At 69.2% G+C, this 14572-nt stretch carries 14 protein-coding genes; all 14 read left to right on the top strand.

Features of this window, described 5'->3' with window-relative positions; genetic code table 11:
• A partial coding sequence (locus VFS34_01765) for a hypothetical protein (protein HET9793160.1) occupies positions 1 to 365 on the top strand: 365 nt, incomplete at its 5' end.
• A 33-nt stretch (positions 366 to 398) separates the two neighbouring features.
• A complete protein-coding gene (gene purQ / locus VFS34_01760) occupies positions 399 to 1118 on the top strand; it encodes a phosphoribosylformylglycinamidine synthase subunit PurQ (GenBank protein ID HET9793159.1) in 720 nt (239 codons plus the stop codon).
• 108 nt (positions 1119 to 1226) lie between these two features.
• The gene (locus tag VFS34_01755; GenBank protein ID HET9793158.1) at positions 1227 to 1529 is read left to right on the top strand and encodes a hypothetical protein; all 303 of its coding nucleotides are present in this window, start codon (positions 1227 to 1229) and stop codon (positions 1527 to 1529) included.
• The gene (locus tag VFS34_01750; protein ID HET9793157.1) at positions 1498 to 2574 is read left to right on the top strand and encodes a hypothetical protein; all 1077 of its coding nucleotides are present in this window, start codon (positions 1498 to 1500) and stop codon (positions 2572 to 2574) included. Before VFS34_01755 ends, VFS34_01750 begins: the two co-directional genes overlap by 32 nt.
• Before the next feature lie 234 nt (positions 2575 to 2808).
• Complete coding sequence (purL, locus tag VFS34_01745) at positions 2809 to 5085, top strand: phosphoribosylformylglycinamidine synthase subunit PurL (protein HET9793156.1); 2277 nt, start codon at positions 2809 to 2811, stop codon at positions 5083 to 5085.
• Positions 5082 to 5540, top strand: coding sequence for a UPF0158 family protein (locus VFS34_01740; GenBank protein HET9793155.1), 459 nt, complete (start codon positions 5082 to 5084; stop codon positions 5538 to 5540). Before purL ends, VFS34_01740 begins: the two co-directional genes overlap by 4 nt.
• Before the next feature lie 85 nt (positions 5541 to 5625).
• Positions 5626 to 6735, top strand: coding sequence for an efflux RND transporter periplasmic adaptor subunit (locus VFS34_01735; GenBank protein ID HET9793154.1), 1110 nt, complete (start codon positions 5626 to 5628; stop codon positions 6733 to 6735).
• Positions 6736 to 6742: 7 nt separating this feature from the next.
• Positions 6743 to 7966, top strand: coding sequence for an ABC transporter permease (locus VFS34_01730; protein HET9793153.1), 1224 nt, complete (start codon positions 6743 to 6745; stop codon positions 7964 to 7966).
• Entirely contained in the window at positions 7963 to 9237 is a 1275-nt protein-coding gene (locus tag VFS34_01725; GenBank protein ID HET9793152.1) for an ABC transporter permease, read from the top strand. Before VFS34_01730 ends, VFS34_01725 begins: the two co-directional genes overlap by 4 nt.
• Entirely contained in the window at positions 9230 to 9967 is a 738-nt protein-coding gene (locus VFS34_01720) for an ABC transporter ATP-binding protein (GenBank protein ID HET9793151.1), read from the top strand. The genes VFS34_01725 and VFS34_01720 overlap by 8 nt, the downstream gene beginning before the upstream one ends.
• Positions 9968 to 10061: 94 nt before the next feature.
• A complete protein-coding gene (locus VFS34_01715) occupies positions 10062 to 11315 on the top strand; it encodes a hypothetical protein (protein ID HET9793150.1) in 1254 nt (417 codons plus the stop codon).
• A gap of 44 nt (positions 11316 to 11359) precedes the next feature.
• The gene (locus VFS34_01710) at positions 11360 to 12565 is read left to right on the top strand and encodes a hypothetical protein (protein HET9793149.1); all 1206 of its coding nucleotides are present in this window, start codon (positions 11360 to 11362) and stop codon (positions 12563 to 12565) included.
• Positions 12562 to 13812, top strand: a complete 1251-nt coding sequence (locus tag VFS34_01705; protein ID HET9793148.1) for a hypothetical protein — start codon at positions 12562 to 12564, stop codon at positions 13810 to 13812. Before VFS34_01710 ends, VFS34_01705 begins: the two co-directional genes overlap by 4 nt.
• On the top strand, positions 13809 to 14572 hold a 764-nt coding region (locus VFS34_01700; GenBank protein HET9793147.1), incomplete at its 3' end, for a hypothetical protein. The genes VFS34_01705 and VFS34_01700, both read left to right, overlap by 4 nt.

Here is a 14572-nt window from a genome sequence, read left to right as displayed (position 1 = left end):
CGTTCACGCTCTCGTGGACCGCCGTCACCGGCGCCACGAGCTACGCGGTCTCCCGCTCCGACAACGGAGGCCTCGGATGGACGAGCGCGGGGACGACCGGCGGGACGACGCTCACTCTGACCGCCCGGTCGGAGGATGCGGGCCGGACGCTCCTCTTCGAAGTCCGCGCGACGAAGAACTGCGGCGCGTCTTCCAGCGCGAGCGCGGAGAGCAACGCCGTGACCGTCACGGTTTCCGGCGCTCCTCCGCCGCCGCCTCCTCCTCCGCCGCCGCCGAGCGCCGGTTGCGACGCGCCGTCCGCTCCCCGGCCGTGCGTGGCGCCGGTCGCGCCTCCTTCTCCCGCGATCGTCGATCCCCGGTCCTGACCGCCGCTCTCGTCTGATAAAATTTCCGCCTCGATGAAATTCGCGATCGCCGTCTTCCCGGGGAGCAATTGCGAGCACGACTGCTTCCACATCGTGCGCGACCTCCTCGGATGCCAGGCCGAGTACGTCTGGCATCACGAGACCGACCTGAAGGCTCCCGATGCGGTCATCCTCCCCGGCGGATTCGCGTACGGCGACTATCTCCGGTCCGGAGCGATGGCCCGGTTTTCGCCCGTCATGGGACCGATCGCCGAATTCGCCGCGAAGGGAGGCCCGGTCGTCGGAATCTGCAACGGCTTCCAGGTGCTCTGCGAGGCGCGTCTCCTGCCCGGCGCTCTCCGCGTGAACAAGACGCTCCGGTATCTCTGCCAGGACGTGCATCTCGCGTGCGAAAACAACCGGACGCCCTGGACGGCGGCGTACGCCCGCGGCGAGATCGTCCGGATGCCGATCGGGCACGGCGAGGGCAACTTCACCGCCTCGCCGGACGAGCTCGCCCGGCTCGAGCGAGAGAACCGGATCGTGTTCCGCTACGTCGAGGCCGACGGCCGGCGAAGCGACGCCTCCAACCCGAACGGATCCGAAGAGGCGATCGCCGGAATCTGCAACGCCGCCGGAAACGTCGTGGGCCTGATGCCGCATCCCGACCGCTGTTCGGAGGAGATCGTCGGAAACGCCGCCGGCCTCGCGCTCTTCCGGTCGTGCGTCGAGTGGGTCCGCGGGGAGCGGCCGGTTCTCGCCGCGGCGCGCTGAGCGCCTTCCCCGTCGGCAGCAGGACCGGCGGGTGCGATAATCACCTGGCGAGCGACCTCGATCTCGTCCGTCCGTGGAGGGGACAGAGGGCACAAGCCAGGAGGCCTTATGGCAGCACAGGCAAAGAGGGTGGCCGGTTTCCGAAAGCGCCTTTCGCGGCGCGAGGCAACGTGGGCGATCGACATACTCGCCACGAAGCGCATCAACCTGGAGCTCACCAAAGAGCAGCAGGAAGTGCTCCGGCGCGCGACGCGACACGTCTTCCCGTCGGTCGACCTGATCTTCTATTCGGACGAAATCGCTCCGTCGGGCCACGCGCTCGCCTGCCTCAAGTTCGCCAAGTCGGGGAATTCGCGGAAAGGAAAGGCGAGGAGCAAGAGTGCGCGGGCGGCGGCCCGGTCCTCGCGCTGAGACGGCCGGCCGCGAGCTCGCCGACGACGAGGAATTCCTCGCGGGCGCCTCGTCGCTTCTCTCCGACTATCTGCATCTCGCCCCCGGGAAGACCGCGGTCTTCGTCTACGATCCCCGAGTGAAGGCGGTCTCCTTCGCCTTGGGCGAGATTGCGGCCCGCGCCGGCTTCCCGGTCCGGACCGTCTCCGCGAAAAAGACATGGCCAGCCATCCGGGAGCAGCTCGAGGGGCGATGCGCGGCGCTGTTTCTCGAGTCGGGACTGAGCCACCACACGCAGGAGTTGCGGCAGTACCTGAAGAACCATGACGGAGCGCCGTCCGCCTACCGTTTGTTCGGAGCGACGCCGGAGACGATCCGCGGCGGGTTCCGCCGTACGCAAGCCGCGCTTCGCCGGCGCAACTGGGCTCTGATCGGCGCCGCGCGCCGCGCCGGCCGCCTGACCGTGCGGAGCGAGCGGGGCACGCGCCTCGAGGTGGGCCTCGACCCGACGACGCCATGGGCCAACACCTACGGCGAGTGCGCGGACGGATATCCGGGCGTGCTGCCTCCTTCCGAGGTGAATACGAGAAGCGCCGACGTGGACGGGGTTATCGTCGTCGACGGAGCGATCGGCTCCAACCTCGGCTGGCCCCTGGACGCGCGCCTGGCAGGGAATCCGCTGACCCTCCGAATTTCCCGAGGGAAAGTTTCCGACGTCGCGTGCCGCCACCGGCTCGTCCGAGACCTCGTGGAGGAGTTTTTGAGCGTCCCTCAAACGAACGAAGTCGTCGAAATTGGAATCGGAACCAATGACGGCATCCCCGGCTTCGTGCCTTCCGACATCCTCTTGAACGAGCGTGTCGCGAGCTTTCACCTCGGCATCGGGGGTGCAGACGCAAGGAATCCCCGGCGGAACCTCCATCTGGACCTCATCCTCGGCGACTGCACGGTCTATTTCGGGAACCGCGTCGCTCTGGCACGCGGCCGATTTTCCCCTCTGGGGTCTGCCGCGATTCCGAATCGGCGGCGATACGAAGTTCCGGTCATCCTGCACGACGCTCTCTAGGAGGCGGCCGTACGGAATCTCGAGAGAAGGAAGCGTGGTGTCGGAAAGGTGGTGTGAAGGACCGGCGGAGGTCGCATGGCAGCCCGGGTGCACCGGACCGAATGCCGAAACGTCTCACCGGAACGCCACCGCATCGCCCGGGAACCGTGGAGGCCGATGGTCCCTCGAGACCCGAAGAGCCGCGGTCTCCTCGCTTCCGAGAGCCGCCGCCGGATGGGATAAATTAGCGGCCGAATGACCGCGATCACTCCCGACCTCGTCGCGGAGCACCAGCTCACCGAAGAGGAATACCGCAACATCCTGGAAATCCTCGGCCGCGAGCCGTCGATCACGGAGCTCGGGATCTTCTCCGCGATGTGGTCGGAGCACTGCTCGTACAAGTCCTCGCGCGTGTACCTCAAGACGTTTCCGACCACGGGGCCCCGCGTCGTCCAGGGCCCGGGCGAAAACGCCGGCGTCGTCGACCTCGGAGACGGGCTCTGCGCGGCGTTCAAGATGGAATCGCACAACCACCCCTCCTTCATCGAGCCGTACCAGGGCGCGGCGACGGGCGTCGGCGGAATCCTCCGGGACGTCTTCACGATGGGCGCCCGCCCCGTCGCGTCGCTCAATTCGCTCCGGTTCGGGGAGCTCGACGCGCCCCGGATGCGCCATCTCGTCGACGGCGTCGTGCGCGGGATCGCCGGATACGGCAACTGCATCGGGATCCCGACGCTCGGCGGCGAGACGACGTTCCATCCCGCCTACAACGGCAACATCCTCGTCAACGTGATGAACGTCGGCCTGGTGCGCCGCGAGAAGATCTTCAAGGGAACGGCGGCGGGGCCGGGAAACGCTCTCGTCTACGTCGGGTCGAAGACCGGCCGCGACGGCATCCACGGCGCCACGATGGCGTCGGCCGAATTCGGCGAAGGCGGCGCGTCCGCGAAACGGCCGAACGTCCAGGTCGGCGACCCGTTCACGGAAAAGCTCCTCCTCGAGGCCTGCCTCGAGATCTTCCACGGCGACGCCGTCGTCGGCATCCAGGACATGGGCGCCGCCGGACTGACGTCCTCGTCCTTCGAGATGGCGGGGCGCGGCGGCGCGGGGCTCGAGATCGAGCTCGCCGACGTGCCGACCCGCGAGCCGGGGATGACGCCCTACGAGATCATGCTCTCCGAGTCGCAGGAGCGGATGCTCCTCGTCGCGAAGCCGGAGCGGCTCGCGGAGGTGCTCGCCGTCTTCCACAAGTGGGAGCTCGACGCCGTGCGGATCGGCACGGTCACGGACACCGGGCGCGTCGTGCTCAAGTTCCGCGGCGAAGTCGTCGCCGACATGCCGGTCGGACCGCTCGCCGACCGCGCACCCGTCTACCGCCGCCCGCGCGCGCCGCTCCCTCCGGCCGCCGGCCCCTTCCGCTGGACGACGGAGGCGGAGCCTGCCGACTACCGCGGGTGCCTCGAGCGCCTCCTCGCGTCCCCGAACGTCGCCGAGAAGCGGTGGATCTGGAACCAGTACGACCACATGGTCCGGAGCAACACCGTCGAGCGCCCGGGAGGCGACGCCGCCGTGATCCGTTTGAAGGCGACCGTCTGGGTCGACGACTCGGGCGCGGGACAGCCGGGCCGGCCGGCATCGCACCAGAAGGGCCTCGCGCTGAAAACCGACGTGAACCCGTTCTTCTGCGCGCTGGACCCGAGGCGCGGGGCCTCCATCGCCGTCGCCGAATGCGCGCGGTCGATCGCCGCGACGGGAGCCCGACCGCTCGCGGTCACCGACTGCCTGAACTTCGGGAGCCCGGAGAAGCCGGAAGTGATGGAGCAGTTCGCGCTCGCCGTCGAAGGGATCTCGGAAGCGTGTCTCGCGCTCGGGACTCCGGTCGTTTCGGGAAACGTCTCCTTCTACAACGAAACGGAGGGTCGGGCGATCCTCCCGACGCCCACGATCGGCATGATCGGACTCCTCGAGGACGTCGGGAAGCACGTCTCGATCGGTTTCCGCGAAAACGGCGACCTGATCGCTCTCGCCGGCGAAACGCGGGACGAGCTCGGCGGGTCCGAGTTCCTTCGGACCGTCCGCGGGCGCGACGAGGGGCCGTGTCCATCCCTCGATCTCGCCGCGGAAAAGCGCCTGATCGAGTTCCTCGCCGGCGCGGCCGATGAATCGCTCCTCTCCTCGGCCCACGACGTCTCGGACGGAGGGCTCGCCGTGGCCCTCGCCGAGAGCGCGTTCCCGAACGGACTCGGTGCCCGGATCACGCTCCCGTCGGGCGGCGTGAGGACGTCGGCGGTCCTCTTCGGGGAATCGACGGGGCGCGCGCTCGTGAGCTTCCCGCGGGGCCGGGCGGAGCTCCTCCGCGACCGCGCGCGCGCGGCGGACGTTCCGTTCGCCGTGATCGGGAACGTCTCGGGGGGGGCGATCCGGATCGAGGTGGACGGCCGGACGGTCGTCGACGCCCCGCTCGACCCGCTCCGCGCCCTCTGGTCCACGTCGTTCCGGAGCGCCGTGGAAAAGGACCCGACGGTCGAATGACGCTCGACTGGGAAGGCCTCGTCGTCGGTTTCGAGAGCCGGTCGGCCCAGATCACGCATTTCCTGGACCGGGAAACGGGCGACGTCGTTCAGGTCGTCGAGGCGCGGGACCCGGCGCGCCACGCCGAGCTCTCGTCCTCCCCCCGATACCTCGCGCTCCCCCGCGACCGGGGGGAGCGCGGCGTCGGCGAGATGGAGCTCTTCCTCGAAGAAATCGAGGACGAAAAGGCCCGGGAGGAGCTGCGCCGGGCGCTCTCGGCGGTCCGGCCCGCCGACGCCTACCGCTCGGCACTGCTGGGGTACCCCCGCGAGGAGGCCCGGTTCTTCCAGTTCAAGCAGCGCCGCGCCCGGGAACGCGCCGAGGAATGGCTGGCGGCGATGGGCATCCCGTTCGAGAAGAAGGCTCCCGTCGTCCGGGCGGCGCGCGATTTCCCCGGCGGGACCAAGCCCCGGTAGTCTTTCCCGCAGAACTTCCCCCCGCCGACTTGCGTCATAGGAGGAAAGCGAGCCCGGCGTCGACGCCGGATGGAGGGGGTCCGCGATGAAGAAGCTTTTCCGTATCTTCTTCCTGCTGCTGGCGATCGTTGCCGCCGCGGCGGGGTTGTACGCCTGGGCGAGCTCCGACAAGAAAGGGGAAAAGACCAAGCTCGTGACGGTCGAGACGGGCGCGATCACCGAAAAGGCGCTCGCCGTCGGCCAGATCGAGCCCCGCCAGAAGTACTCCATCAAATCGAAAATCTCGGGCGTCGTGAAGAAGTGCATCGTCCAGGTCGGGGACAAGGTACGGCCGGGAGACCCGCTCTTCGAGATCGCGCCGGATCCGACCCCGACCGACGTGACCGACGCCTCGACGGCGGTCGACACGGCGCGGAGCTCGTTCGCGCAGGCGCAGATCGACTACGCCCGGCAGCAATCTCTCTACAAGCAGGGGATCGCCGCCAAGTCGGCGCTCGACTCCGCGAAGACGGCCTACGATCTCGCGAAGATCACCCTGGACAAGGCGGTCCAGACGCGGGAACTCACGATGACGGGACGGGTGAGCGGAGGCGGGATCACGCTCGAGTCGATCATCCGCGCGCCCGCCGCCGGGACGATCCTGACCCGGACGGTCAATCCGGGCGAGCCGGTGGTTCCCCTGACGCCGTACCAGCCGGGGACCGAGCTCGCCTCGATCGCCGACATGAGCGATCTCCTCTTCCGGGGGACGATCGACGAGATCGACGTCGGGAAGATCGCGGTCGGAATGCCGGCGAGGATCAAGGTCGGCGCGCTCCCCTCCGATGCCGTCACCGGCCGGGTCACCCGCATCGCCCCCCAGGCGCAGCAGAAGGAAGGGGCCACGCTGTTCGACGTCTGGATCGAGCTCGATCGCGGCGAGAAGGTGACGCTCCGCGCCGGGTACTCCGCCAACGCGGAGGTCGTCATTCGCGAGAAGAAGAACGTCCTGACGATCCCGGAGCGGCTCGTCGAATTCGAGGACGGGGGGAATCGCGCGTACGTCCAGGTCGCCTCCGCCGACCCGAAGGCCAAGCCCGTGAAGACCGAAGTGAAGGTCGGAATCTCCGACGGGCTGAACGTCGAGGTGGTCTCCGGAGTCGCGGCCGGGCAGAAGCTCGTCGAAAAGCCGCCCAAGGAAATCACGGCGTCGTAGGCGACGAATGACCGAGGCCTTCCGTCAGCTCTGGCGCGACCTGCGGTCGCAGAAGCTCCGAACGTTCCTGACGCTCTTCGGAATCGTATGGGGAACGACCGCCGTCTCGCTCCTCCTCGCCTTCGGCGTGGGACTCAAGCACCAGCAGATCCGCCGCGTGAAGGGCCTCGGAGACCGGATCGTCATCGGATGGCCGGGACTGACTTCCGTCCCGTACAACGGGCTCGGCAAGGGACGGAAGATCCGCGTCGCGGAAGAGGACATCGAAGCCGTCCGCGCGCAGGCGACGCAGATCACGGGGGTCTCCTCCGAATACCGCAAAGAGCTGAAGGTCCGCGTCGGTCCGAAGACGTTCAACGTCGGCGTCTCCGGCGTGAACCCGTTCTTCGGCGAGGTACGGAACCTGATCCCGCAGGCGGGAGGCCGCTTCCTCGATCCGCTCGACGTCGACGGCCAGCGCCGGGTCGCCTTCGTCGGAGACAAGCTCGCGACCGACATGTTCGGGAAGGACGACCCGGTCGGGAAGACGGTCTTCATCCAGGACGCGCCGTTCCTCGTCGTCGGCGTCCAGCGCCACAAGATCCAGAACTCGTCCTACGGCGGCCGCGACGCGAACAAGATCTACGTTCCGGCGAGCACGATGCGGGTCCTGATCGGCCAGAAATACTGCAACAACATCGTCTTCCAGCCGAAGCCCTCCCGCCCGTCGACGGAAGCGATCGCGGAGGTGCGCGGAATCCTCGCGCGGCGCACCGGGTTCGATCCCGCCGACAAGGAGGCTCTCTCGACGTGGGACACGACCGAGAATTTCCACTTCTTCGACGTGTTCTTCCTCGCGTTCAACGCGTTTCTCGGGATCCTCGGGGTGCTGACGCTCGTCGTCGGCGGAATCGGCGTTTCCAACATCATGAACGTCATCGTCGACGAGCGGACGCGGGAGATCGGCATCAAGATGGCGCTCGGGGCCCGGGAGAAGTTCGTGATCCGGCAGCTGCTCGCCGAGACGATGGTCCTGACCGGCGCCGGCGGGGCGATCGGGCTGCTCCTCTCGTTCGCGATCTGCCTCGCCGTCCCGGCCGGGGGGCTGGGAGAGGCGATCGGGCGGCCCGAGCTCTCCCCCACGATCGCCCTCGCGACGGCGGCGATCCTCGGGGCGATCGGATTCCTCGCGGGGTATTTTCCGGCGAAGGAGGCGTCGCGGCTGGATCCGGTCGTGGCGATGAAGCTGTGAGCGCGCGCGTTCCGCGGGCGTCGACCTTCGCCGTCGTCTTCCACCTCTTCCTCCAGACCGCGCGCTTGAAGAAGAAGCGCGCGGTCCTCACGGTCGCGTCGATCGCCTGGGGAACCGTGTCGGTGCTCCTCCTCCTCGCTTTCGGACAGGGCTTCCGGGAGCAGCTGATCGCCAATGAGCAGGGAATGGGAAAGAACATCGCGATCATCTGGCCCGGCCAGACGACGAAGGCGTTCGCGGGCATGCCGCCGGGGCGGCGGCTGGCCTTTCCCGAGAACGAATCGGCGTATGCGCAGGCCCGCATGGCCGACGTCGCAACGGTGATCGGCGAGATCCAGAAGGGGCGGGTGTCGCTCACGTACGGCCGCAAGACGGTCAACGGCAGCGTCGTCGGGGTCGAGGCGCCGTATCGAACGTGGCGGAACCAGGTTCCGGAGCCCGGAGGGCGCTTCATCGACGGCCGCGACGTGCGGGATTCTCGGCGTGTGATCTTCCTCGGCGGCAAGACCGCGAAGGAGATCTTCGGATCGGAGCCGCCCGTCGGAAAGACCCTGCTCGTCGCCAACGCCCCGTTTCTCGTGATCGGGGTCCTGAAGCACCGGATCCAGGACAACAGCTACATGAACCAGGACGAGAACCAGACGTTCATTCCCCTGCCGACGTTCCTCGCGATGTTCGGTCACCAGAATCTCGACAACCTCGTCGTCGGCGTGACGGACCCCGCGCGGATGCCCGCGGCCCTCGACCGGCTGCGGCACGTCCTCGGCTCGAGGCACCGCTTCGACCCGGGCGACGACCGCGCGCTCGGAACGTGGGACACGGTCGCGGACAACCGGGAGAGCCGCCAGATGCTGCTGGGAATCCAGATCTTCCTCGGAATCGTCGGGGCCCTGACGTTGATCGTCGGCGGCGTGGGGGTCGCCAACATCATGTACGCCGTCGTGAAGGAGCGGACGCGCGAGATCGGCGTGAAGATGGCGCTCGGGGCGCGGCCGCGCTGGATCACGGGCCCCTTCGTCCTCGAAGCGACGCTCTACACGTTTCTCGGAGGCGCGGCGGGGATCGCGATCTCGCTCCTCCTCGTGGCGCTCCTCTCGCTCATCCCCCTCGACTCGAGCGACGTGATGGGTTATCTCGGGCATCCCCGGATCTCGGCGCCGATCGGCGCCGTCACGACGGCCATTCTGGGAGCGATCGGCCTCGCCGCCGGCTATTTCCCGGCGCGGCGGGCCGCGGCGATCGACCCCGCGGAGACGCTGAGATATGAGTGAAGCCCGAAGCTCCCGGAACGCGCCCGCCCGGATCGCGGCCGACGGCCCGATCATCGCCATGCGCGCGATCCGCAAGATCTACGACACCGGCCGCGTGAAGGTGGAGGCGCTGAAGGGGATCGACCTCGAGATCCGGAACGGGGAGTTCGCGTCGATCGTCGGCCCCTCGGGCTCCGGAAAGTCGACCCTCATGAACCTGATCGGCTGCCTCGACACGCCGACGGAAGGCGAATACGCGCTGGCGGGCGAGCGCGTCGCCGGGCTCACGCGCGATGCTCTCGCCGACGTGCGCAACCGGCGCGTCGGCTTCGTCTTCCAGAGCTTCAACCTGCTGCCGCAGATCACGGCGATCGAGAACGTCGAAATGCCGATGCTCTTCGGCGGCGTGGCTCCCCGCGAGCGGCGCCGGCGCGCGGAAGAGCTGCTTGCCCGCGTCGGTCTCGCCGACCGCGGCGAGCACCGGCCGACGGAGCTCTCGGGAGGGCAGATGCAGCGCGTCGCGATCGCGCGCGCTCTCGCGATGGAGCCCGACATCCTGCTCGCGGACGAACCGACGGGGAACCTCGACACGAGCTCGGGAACGGACATCATGAGCCTCTTCTCGGAGCTCTGGAAGCAGGGCCGCACCCTCGTCGTGATCACGCACGACATGTCGCTCGCCCGCCGGACCGGCCGGATCGTCGAAATGCGCGACGGCCGCATCGTGACCGACGGTGCCGCCGTGGCATGACGCGAGCGCCGTTCCCACACCGCGGTTCCTCCCCGCGTTGACTCCGTTTTCCGGCCTCCGTTAAGCTGCGCGGGCCCGAGGGCTCCCGCGAACATTGAAGATCACCGATCTGCAGATCGTCCCGGTTCCGAACGCCGCCCGCGCCTCCGCCCGCGTCGAGTGGGAGGACGTCGACCGCTCCCCCATGACGCTCTGGTTCGAGGTCGAAGGCGAAGCCGGCGCCGAGGTCCGCCCGGCCGGCGAGGCGTTCCTCCTCGCCTGCGCGATCCCGGCGTTTGGCCGCGGCGAGCGGCGCATCGCGATCGAGGGCACCGTGTGTCCGCGTCTCCGGGACGGCCTCTCGTCGGCGGTCGCTCTCCTCGGCTCCTGGTACGGCGGGCGCGCTTTCGACGCGATCGAGCCTTCCCGCGGATTCGCCTCCCCGGGGAAGGCGCCCGCGCCGCGGGCCGCGTTTCTCCTCTCGGGAGGCGTCGACTCTCTCGACCTCCTCGTCCGGAACCGCGCCCGGTTTCCGCCCTCCGACCCCGCGTCGTACAGGGACGCCGTCAACGTCTCCGGGATCTCCTACGTCGGTCCGCCCGGATCTCCCGCCGTCGAAAGCGTCGTCGAGCGCAGCCGGGCCGCGGCAGCGGCCATGGCCGCCCTGGCGGGAGCGCGTTTCGTCGCGATCCGCACGAACCTCGTCGAACTCGAGCCGAGCTACGCGTTCTTCGAGCGGCGGTGGTACGGCTCGGCATTCCTTTCGGGCATCCATCTGCTCTCGAGCGTGACGGCGGCCTCGATCGCGTCGGGACAGCATGCCGCGGCGGGAATGGTGCCGTCCGGGTCGCATCCGTCGCTCGACGGGTTCTTCTCGACCGGCGCGATCGAAATCCGGCACGAGGGCGCCGATCGAAGCCGCCTCGAGAAGGTCCGCGGGTTCGCGCACGATCCCGCTCTCCGGCATCTCTTCGTCTGCCACTCGTGGCCGGAGCCGGGTGCGCCGAACTGCGGCCGGTGCGAGAAGTGCCTGCGCACGCTCGCCGAAATTCTCGTCTGCGGCGGGATCGACGCCGCGGACTCCTTCCCGCGCGGAACTCTGACGGCCGAGGCCGTCTCCCGCTCGGAGCTTCGCATCGATTCGGCGGTCTTCTGGGGGGACCTCGTCGCTCCGCTCCGGGAGGCGGGACGGGAAGATCTTTCGCGCGAGGCCGCGAGGATCGCGTCGGCCGCGCAACGTCGGACGGCCTGGCTCTTCGGCGGCGGCTGGCGAGGCGTCCTGCGCCGGCTCGATGAGCGCCTCCTCGACGGACGGGGACTCGCGCTCGGCCGGCGCGTCGCGCGCCGGCGCCCCGGGGGGGCCTCGTGAGGATCTCCGCTCCGCGGCGCGAGTCGTCGGGAGGGCGAGCGCGAGTGGCGGCGGACGTCGTGTGGGAGGACGCCGGTCGACCCCCCCGGACGGTCTGGTTCGAGACCGACGCGAACCTCGCGGGCTCGCTCTCGGCGAGTCCCGACGCGTTCGTCGCCGGATGCATCGTGCCCGCGGTCCGCCACGGCGAGCGCAGGATCCGCATCGACGGCGCCGTCTGCCCGGAACTCCGCGAGGGTCTCCGAGGAGCGCTCGCGGTCCTCGCCTCCTGGAGGGGCGCGCCCCCGCCGCCGATCGCGATCGAGGCCGCGGGGGGGTTTCGCCCTCCCCGCCGCCGCGAGCCGCCCCGCTCGGCCGCGTTCTTCTCGGGGGGGGTCGACTCGCTGTTCACGATCCGAATGAACCTTCTCGAGATCCCGCGGGATCATCCCGCCGCGATTCGGGACGGCATACTGATTCTCGGCCACGATTTCGGCCTCCCCGACTCGAACGCGCTCGAGTACGAACGGTTCGAACGGCGCGCCGCGTCGCTGTCGGAGCTCGCGCAGGAATGCGGGATCGATCTCGTCCCAATGCGCTTCAACCTGCGCGAGCTCGACGAAGACCTCGACTTCTACATCCACGACTTCTTCGGAGCCGCCCTCGCGGCGGCGGGACACGCCTTGACGGCGCGGATCTCGGAGCTCTCGATCCCTTCCTCCTACGATCTCGGCCATCTGATTCCGTGCGCCTCGCACCCGCTGCTCGACCCGAACTATGCGAGCGCGGCCCTCGCGATCCGGCACGACGGCGCGGGACGCACGCGGCTCGAGAAGCTCGCCGTCGTGGCCGCGTGGCCGGAAGGCTTTCGCCGGCTCCAGACGTGCAACTGGCGGCCGCCGCCCCGGGATCGTTCCAACTGCGGCGCCTGCGAGAAGTGTCTCCGGACCGCCGTCGGGCTGCTCGTCCTCGGCCGCCTCGCGGAGGCCGAGACGTTCCGCGAAAGCGACGTCACTCCGGAAGCTCTCCGGGCGCTCGACTACACGACGGGATTCGAGGAGTTCTGGGAGGAGCTCGTCGATCCGCTTCGCCGCTCGGGACGGGAAGACCTCGCCGCGATCGTCGAAGAGAAGCTCGCGGCGGCCCGCCGCTTCCGCCGATGGCGCGACGAGGAAGACGGGAAAGGACTCGTCAAACGGTTCGACCGGCTGTTCCTCGGGGGAAAGCTCACGGCGGCGGTCCGCGTCGTCCGTCGGCTTCGACCGCGATGAGGATCGATGCCCTCGAAACCCGTGCGGAAGGGGACGCCGTCCGCGCGTCCGCCCGAATCCGGTGGGAAGACTCGCCCCGGGAACCGTTCGACCTCCTGTTCGATTCGCGCGGTCCGGCCGCCGCCCATCTGCGCGCCGACGCGAACGCGATGCTCCTGGCGTGCGCTCTTCCCGCGATGCGGCACGGCGAGCGACGGATCGCGATCGACGGAACGGTGTGCTCCCGGCTCGTCGACGGGCTTCGGACGGCCGCCACGATCCTCTCGACCTGGTACGGAGGGGCCCGTCGACTTCCGGAAATCGAGCCGAGCGAGGGTTTCCGGGTCCCGCTTCCGGCATGCGACCGCCGGGCGGGGGCGTTCCTTTCCGGCGGAATGGACTCCCTCGACTTGTTCGTGCGAAATCACGACCAGTTTCCTCCCGGGCATCCGGCCCGCTTCGAGGACGCGCTGCACGTCTCCGGTCTTCCCTACACGGGCCCGCCCGGGTCGTCGGCGAGCGAGAGCTTTACTTCGCGCGGGCGCGCGGCGGCGTCCGCGATCGCCGCGCGGCTCGAGATACCGCTCACTTTCGTCCGGACGAATCTCGGCGAGCTCGAGCGGGACTTCCTCTTCTTCCGCCAGGAATGGTTCGGCGGCGCCTACGCGGCGGTCGCCCACCTCCTGTCCGGGCGCCTGACCGACGTTTCGTTCGCTTCCGCGCAGCAGCTCGGCGTGCGCCTCGACCCGCTCGGTTCGCATCCGCTGCTCGATCCGTTCTATTCGACGGGAGCGTTGCGCTTCCGTCACGCGGGAGCGGAACGTACCCGGCTCGAGAAGGCGAAATCCCTCGCCAGGCGGACGGAGCTCCTCGCGCTCCTCTACGTCTGCCTGACGACGCCCGTCGAGGGTCCCGCACGGAACTGCGGCCGGTGCGAGAAATGCCTGCACACGCAGATCGAGCTGCAGCTGGCGGGAGCGGTTCTCCGAGCCTTTCCGGAAGGCTCGCTCACGGCGGAATCGATCCGGGCGCTGCGCCCGGATCCGCACACGTCGTTCTTCTGGAGGCCGCTCGCGGAACCGCTCCGCCGCGAAGGGCGGCACGATCTGGCGGCCGAAATCGACGCGAAACTCGCCGAGATGGACCGGGTGCGGGCCTGGATGGGTGACGCCGGCTGGAAGGGACGGCTTCGCCGGATCGATCGGAAGCTCTTCGGTTCGGCGCTCCTGGGCGCGCGGAGAAGGCTCCGGCGGGCGGAGTCGGCGTGAGGATCGAAGGACTGTTTTCCCGAAGGCAGAACGTCCGCCTCGAGGTCGGAGCGACGATCGTCTGGGAGGATGCCGACCGTCTTCCCGTCGAGCTCGTCTATGCGGCCGAAGGGGAAGCCGCACCATCGATCGAGCCCGACCCGAACGCGTTCCTGCTGGCGGCCGCTTTTCCCGCGATGCGGCACGGCGAGCGGCGGATCGCTCTGGAGGGAACGGCGTGCCCGCGCCTGCGCGACGGGCTCGAGGGCGCCGCCGCGCTCCTCGAAGGATGGTACGGAGAGCCGCGGCGGCCGCCCGTGATCGAGCCGACCGGCGGTTTTCGCGCTCCGTTTCCGGCCTCGCCGCGGGCCGCCCTCTTTCTCTCGGGCGGAGCGGACTCCCTGGACGTTTTGCTCCGGAACCGGTCCGGGTTCGGTCCGGGGCACCCGGCCTCGATCCGGGACGCGCTCCACGTCACCGGATTTCCGTTCGTCCACGCACCCGGATCGGACGCCGAACGGGACCTCCGGGATCGGGCGTCCCGTTCCTCGTCGGCGATCGCCGCCGCGCTCGGCGTCGCTCTCACCCGGGTCGAATCGAACCTCCTCGAGGTCGAGTCGAACTTCGCGTTCGCGGGACGCGAGTATTTCGCCGCGGCATACGCGTCGATGGCACACCTCTTCTCCTCGCGGTGGACGGAAGTCGTCCTCGCATCGGGTCACGAGATACCGGCCATCCTCACCCCCACCGGTTCGCATCCGCTCCTCGACCCGCTCTTCTC

Source organism: Thermoanaerobaculia bacterium, assembly GCA_035717485.1.
Taxonomy (GTDB): Bacteria; Acidobacteriota; Thermoanaerobaculia; order UBA5066; family DATFVB01; genus DATFVB01.
This window is presented reverse-complemented; position numbering and strand designations above follow the sequence as displayed.

Coding starts and splice junctions, on each gene's coding strand:
- purQ (HET9793159.1), top strand. CDS start 399: ATGAAATTCGCGATCGCCGTCTTCCCGGGGAGCAATTGCGAGCACGAC.
- purL (HET9793156.1), top strand. CDS start 2,809: ATGACCGCGATCACTCCCGACCTCGTCGCGGAGCACCAGCTCACCGAA.
- VFS34_01755 (HET9793158.1), top strand. CDS start 1,227: ATGGCAGCACAGGCAAAGAGGGTGGCCGGTTTCCGAAAGCGCCTTTCG.
- VFS34_01730 (HET9793153.1), top strand. CDS start 6,743: ATGACCGAGGCCTTCCGTCAGCTCTGGCGCGACCTGCGGTCGCAGAAG.
- VFS34_01735 (HET9793154.1), top strand. CDS start 5,626: ATGAAGAAGCTTTTCCGTATCTTCTTCCTGCTGCTGGCGATCGTTGCC.
- VFS34_01705 (HET9793148.1), top strand. CDS start 12,562: ATGAGGATCGATGCCCTCGAAACCCGTGCGGAAGGGGACGCCGTCCGC.
- VFS34_01720 (HET9793151.1), top strand. CDS start 9,230: ATGAGTGAAGCCCGAAGCTCCCGGAACGCGCCCGCCCGGATCGCGGCC.
- VFS34_01740 (HET9793155.1), top strand. CDS start 5,082: ATGACGCTCGACTGGGAAGGCCTCGTCGTCGGTTTCGAGAGCCGGTCG.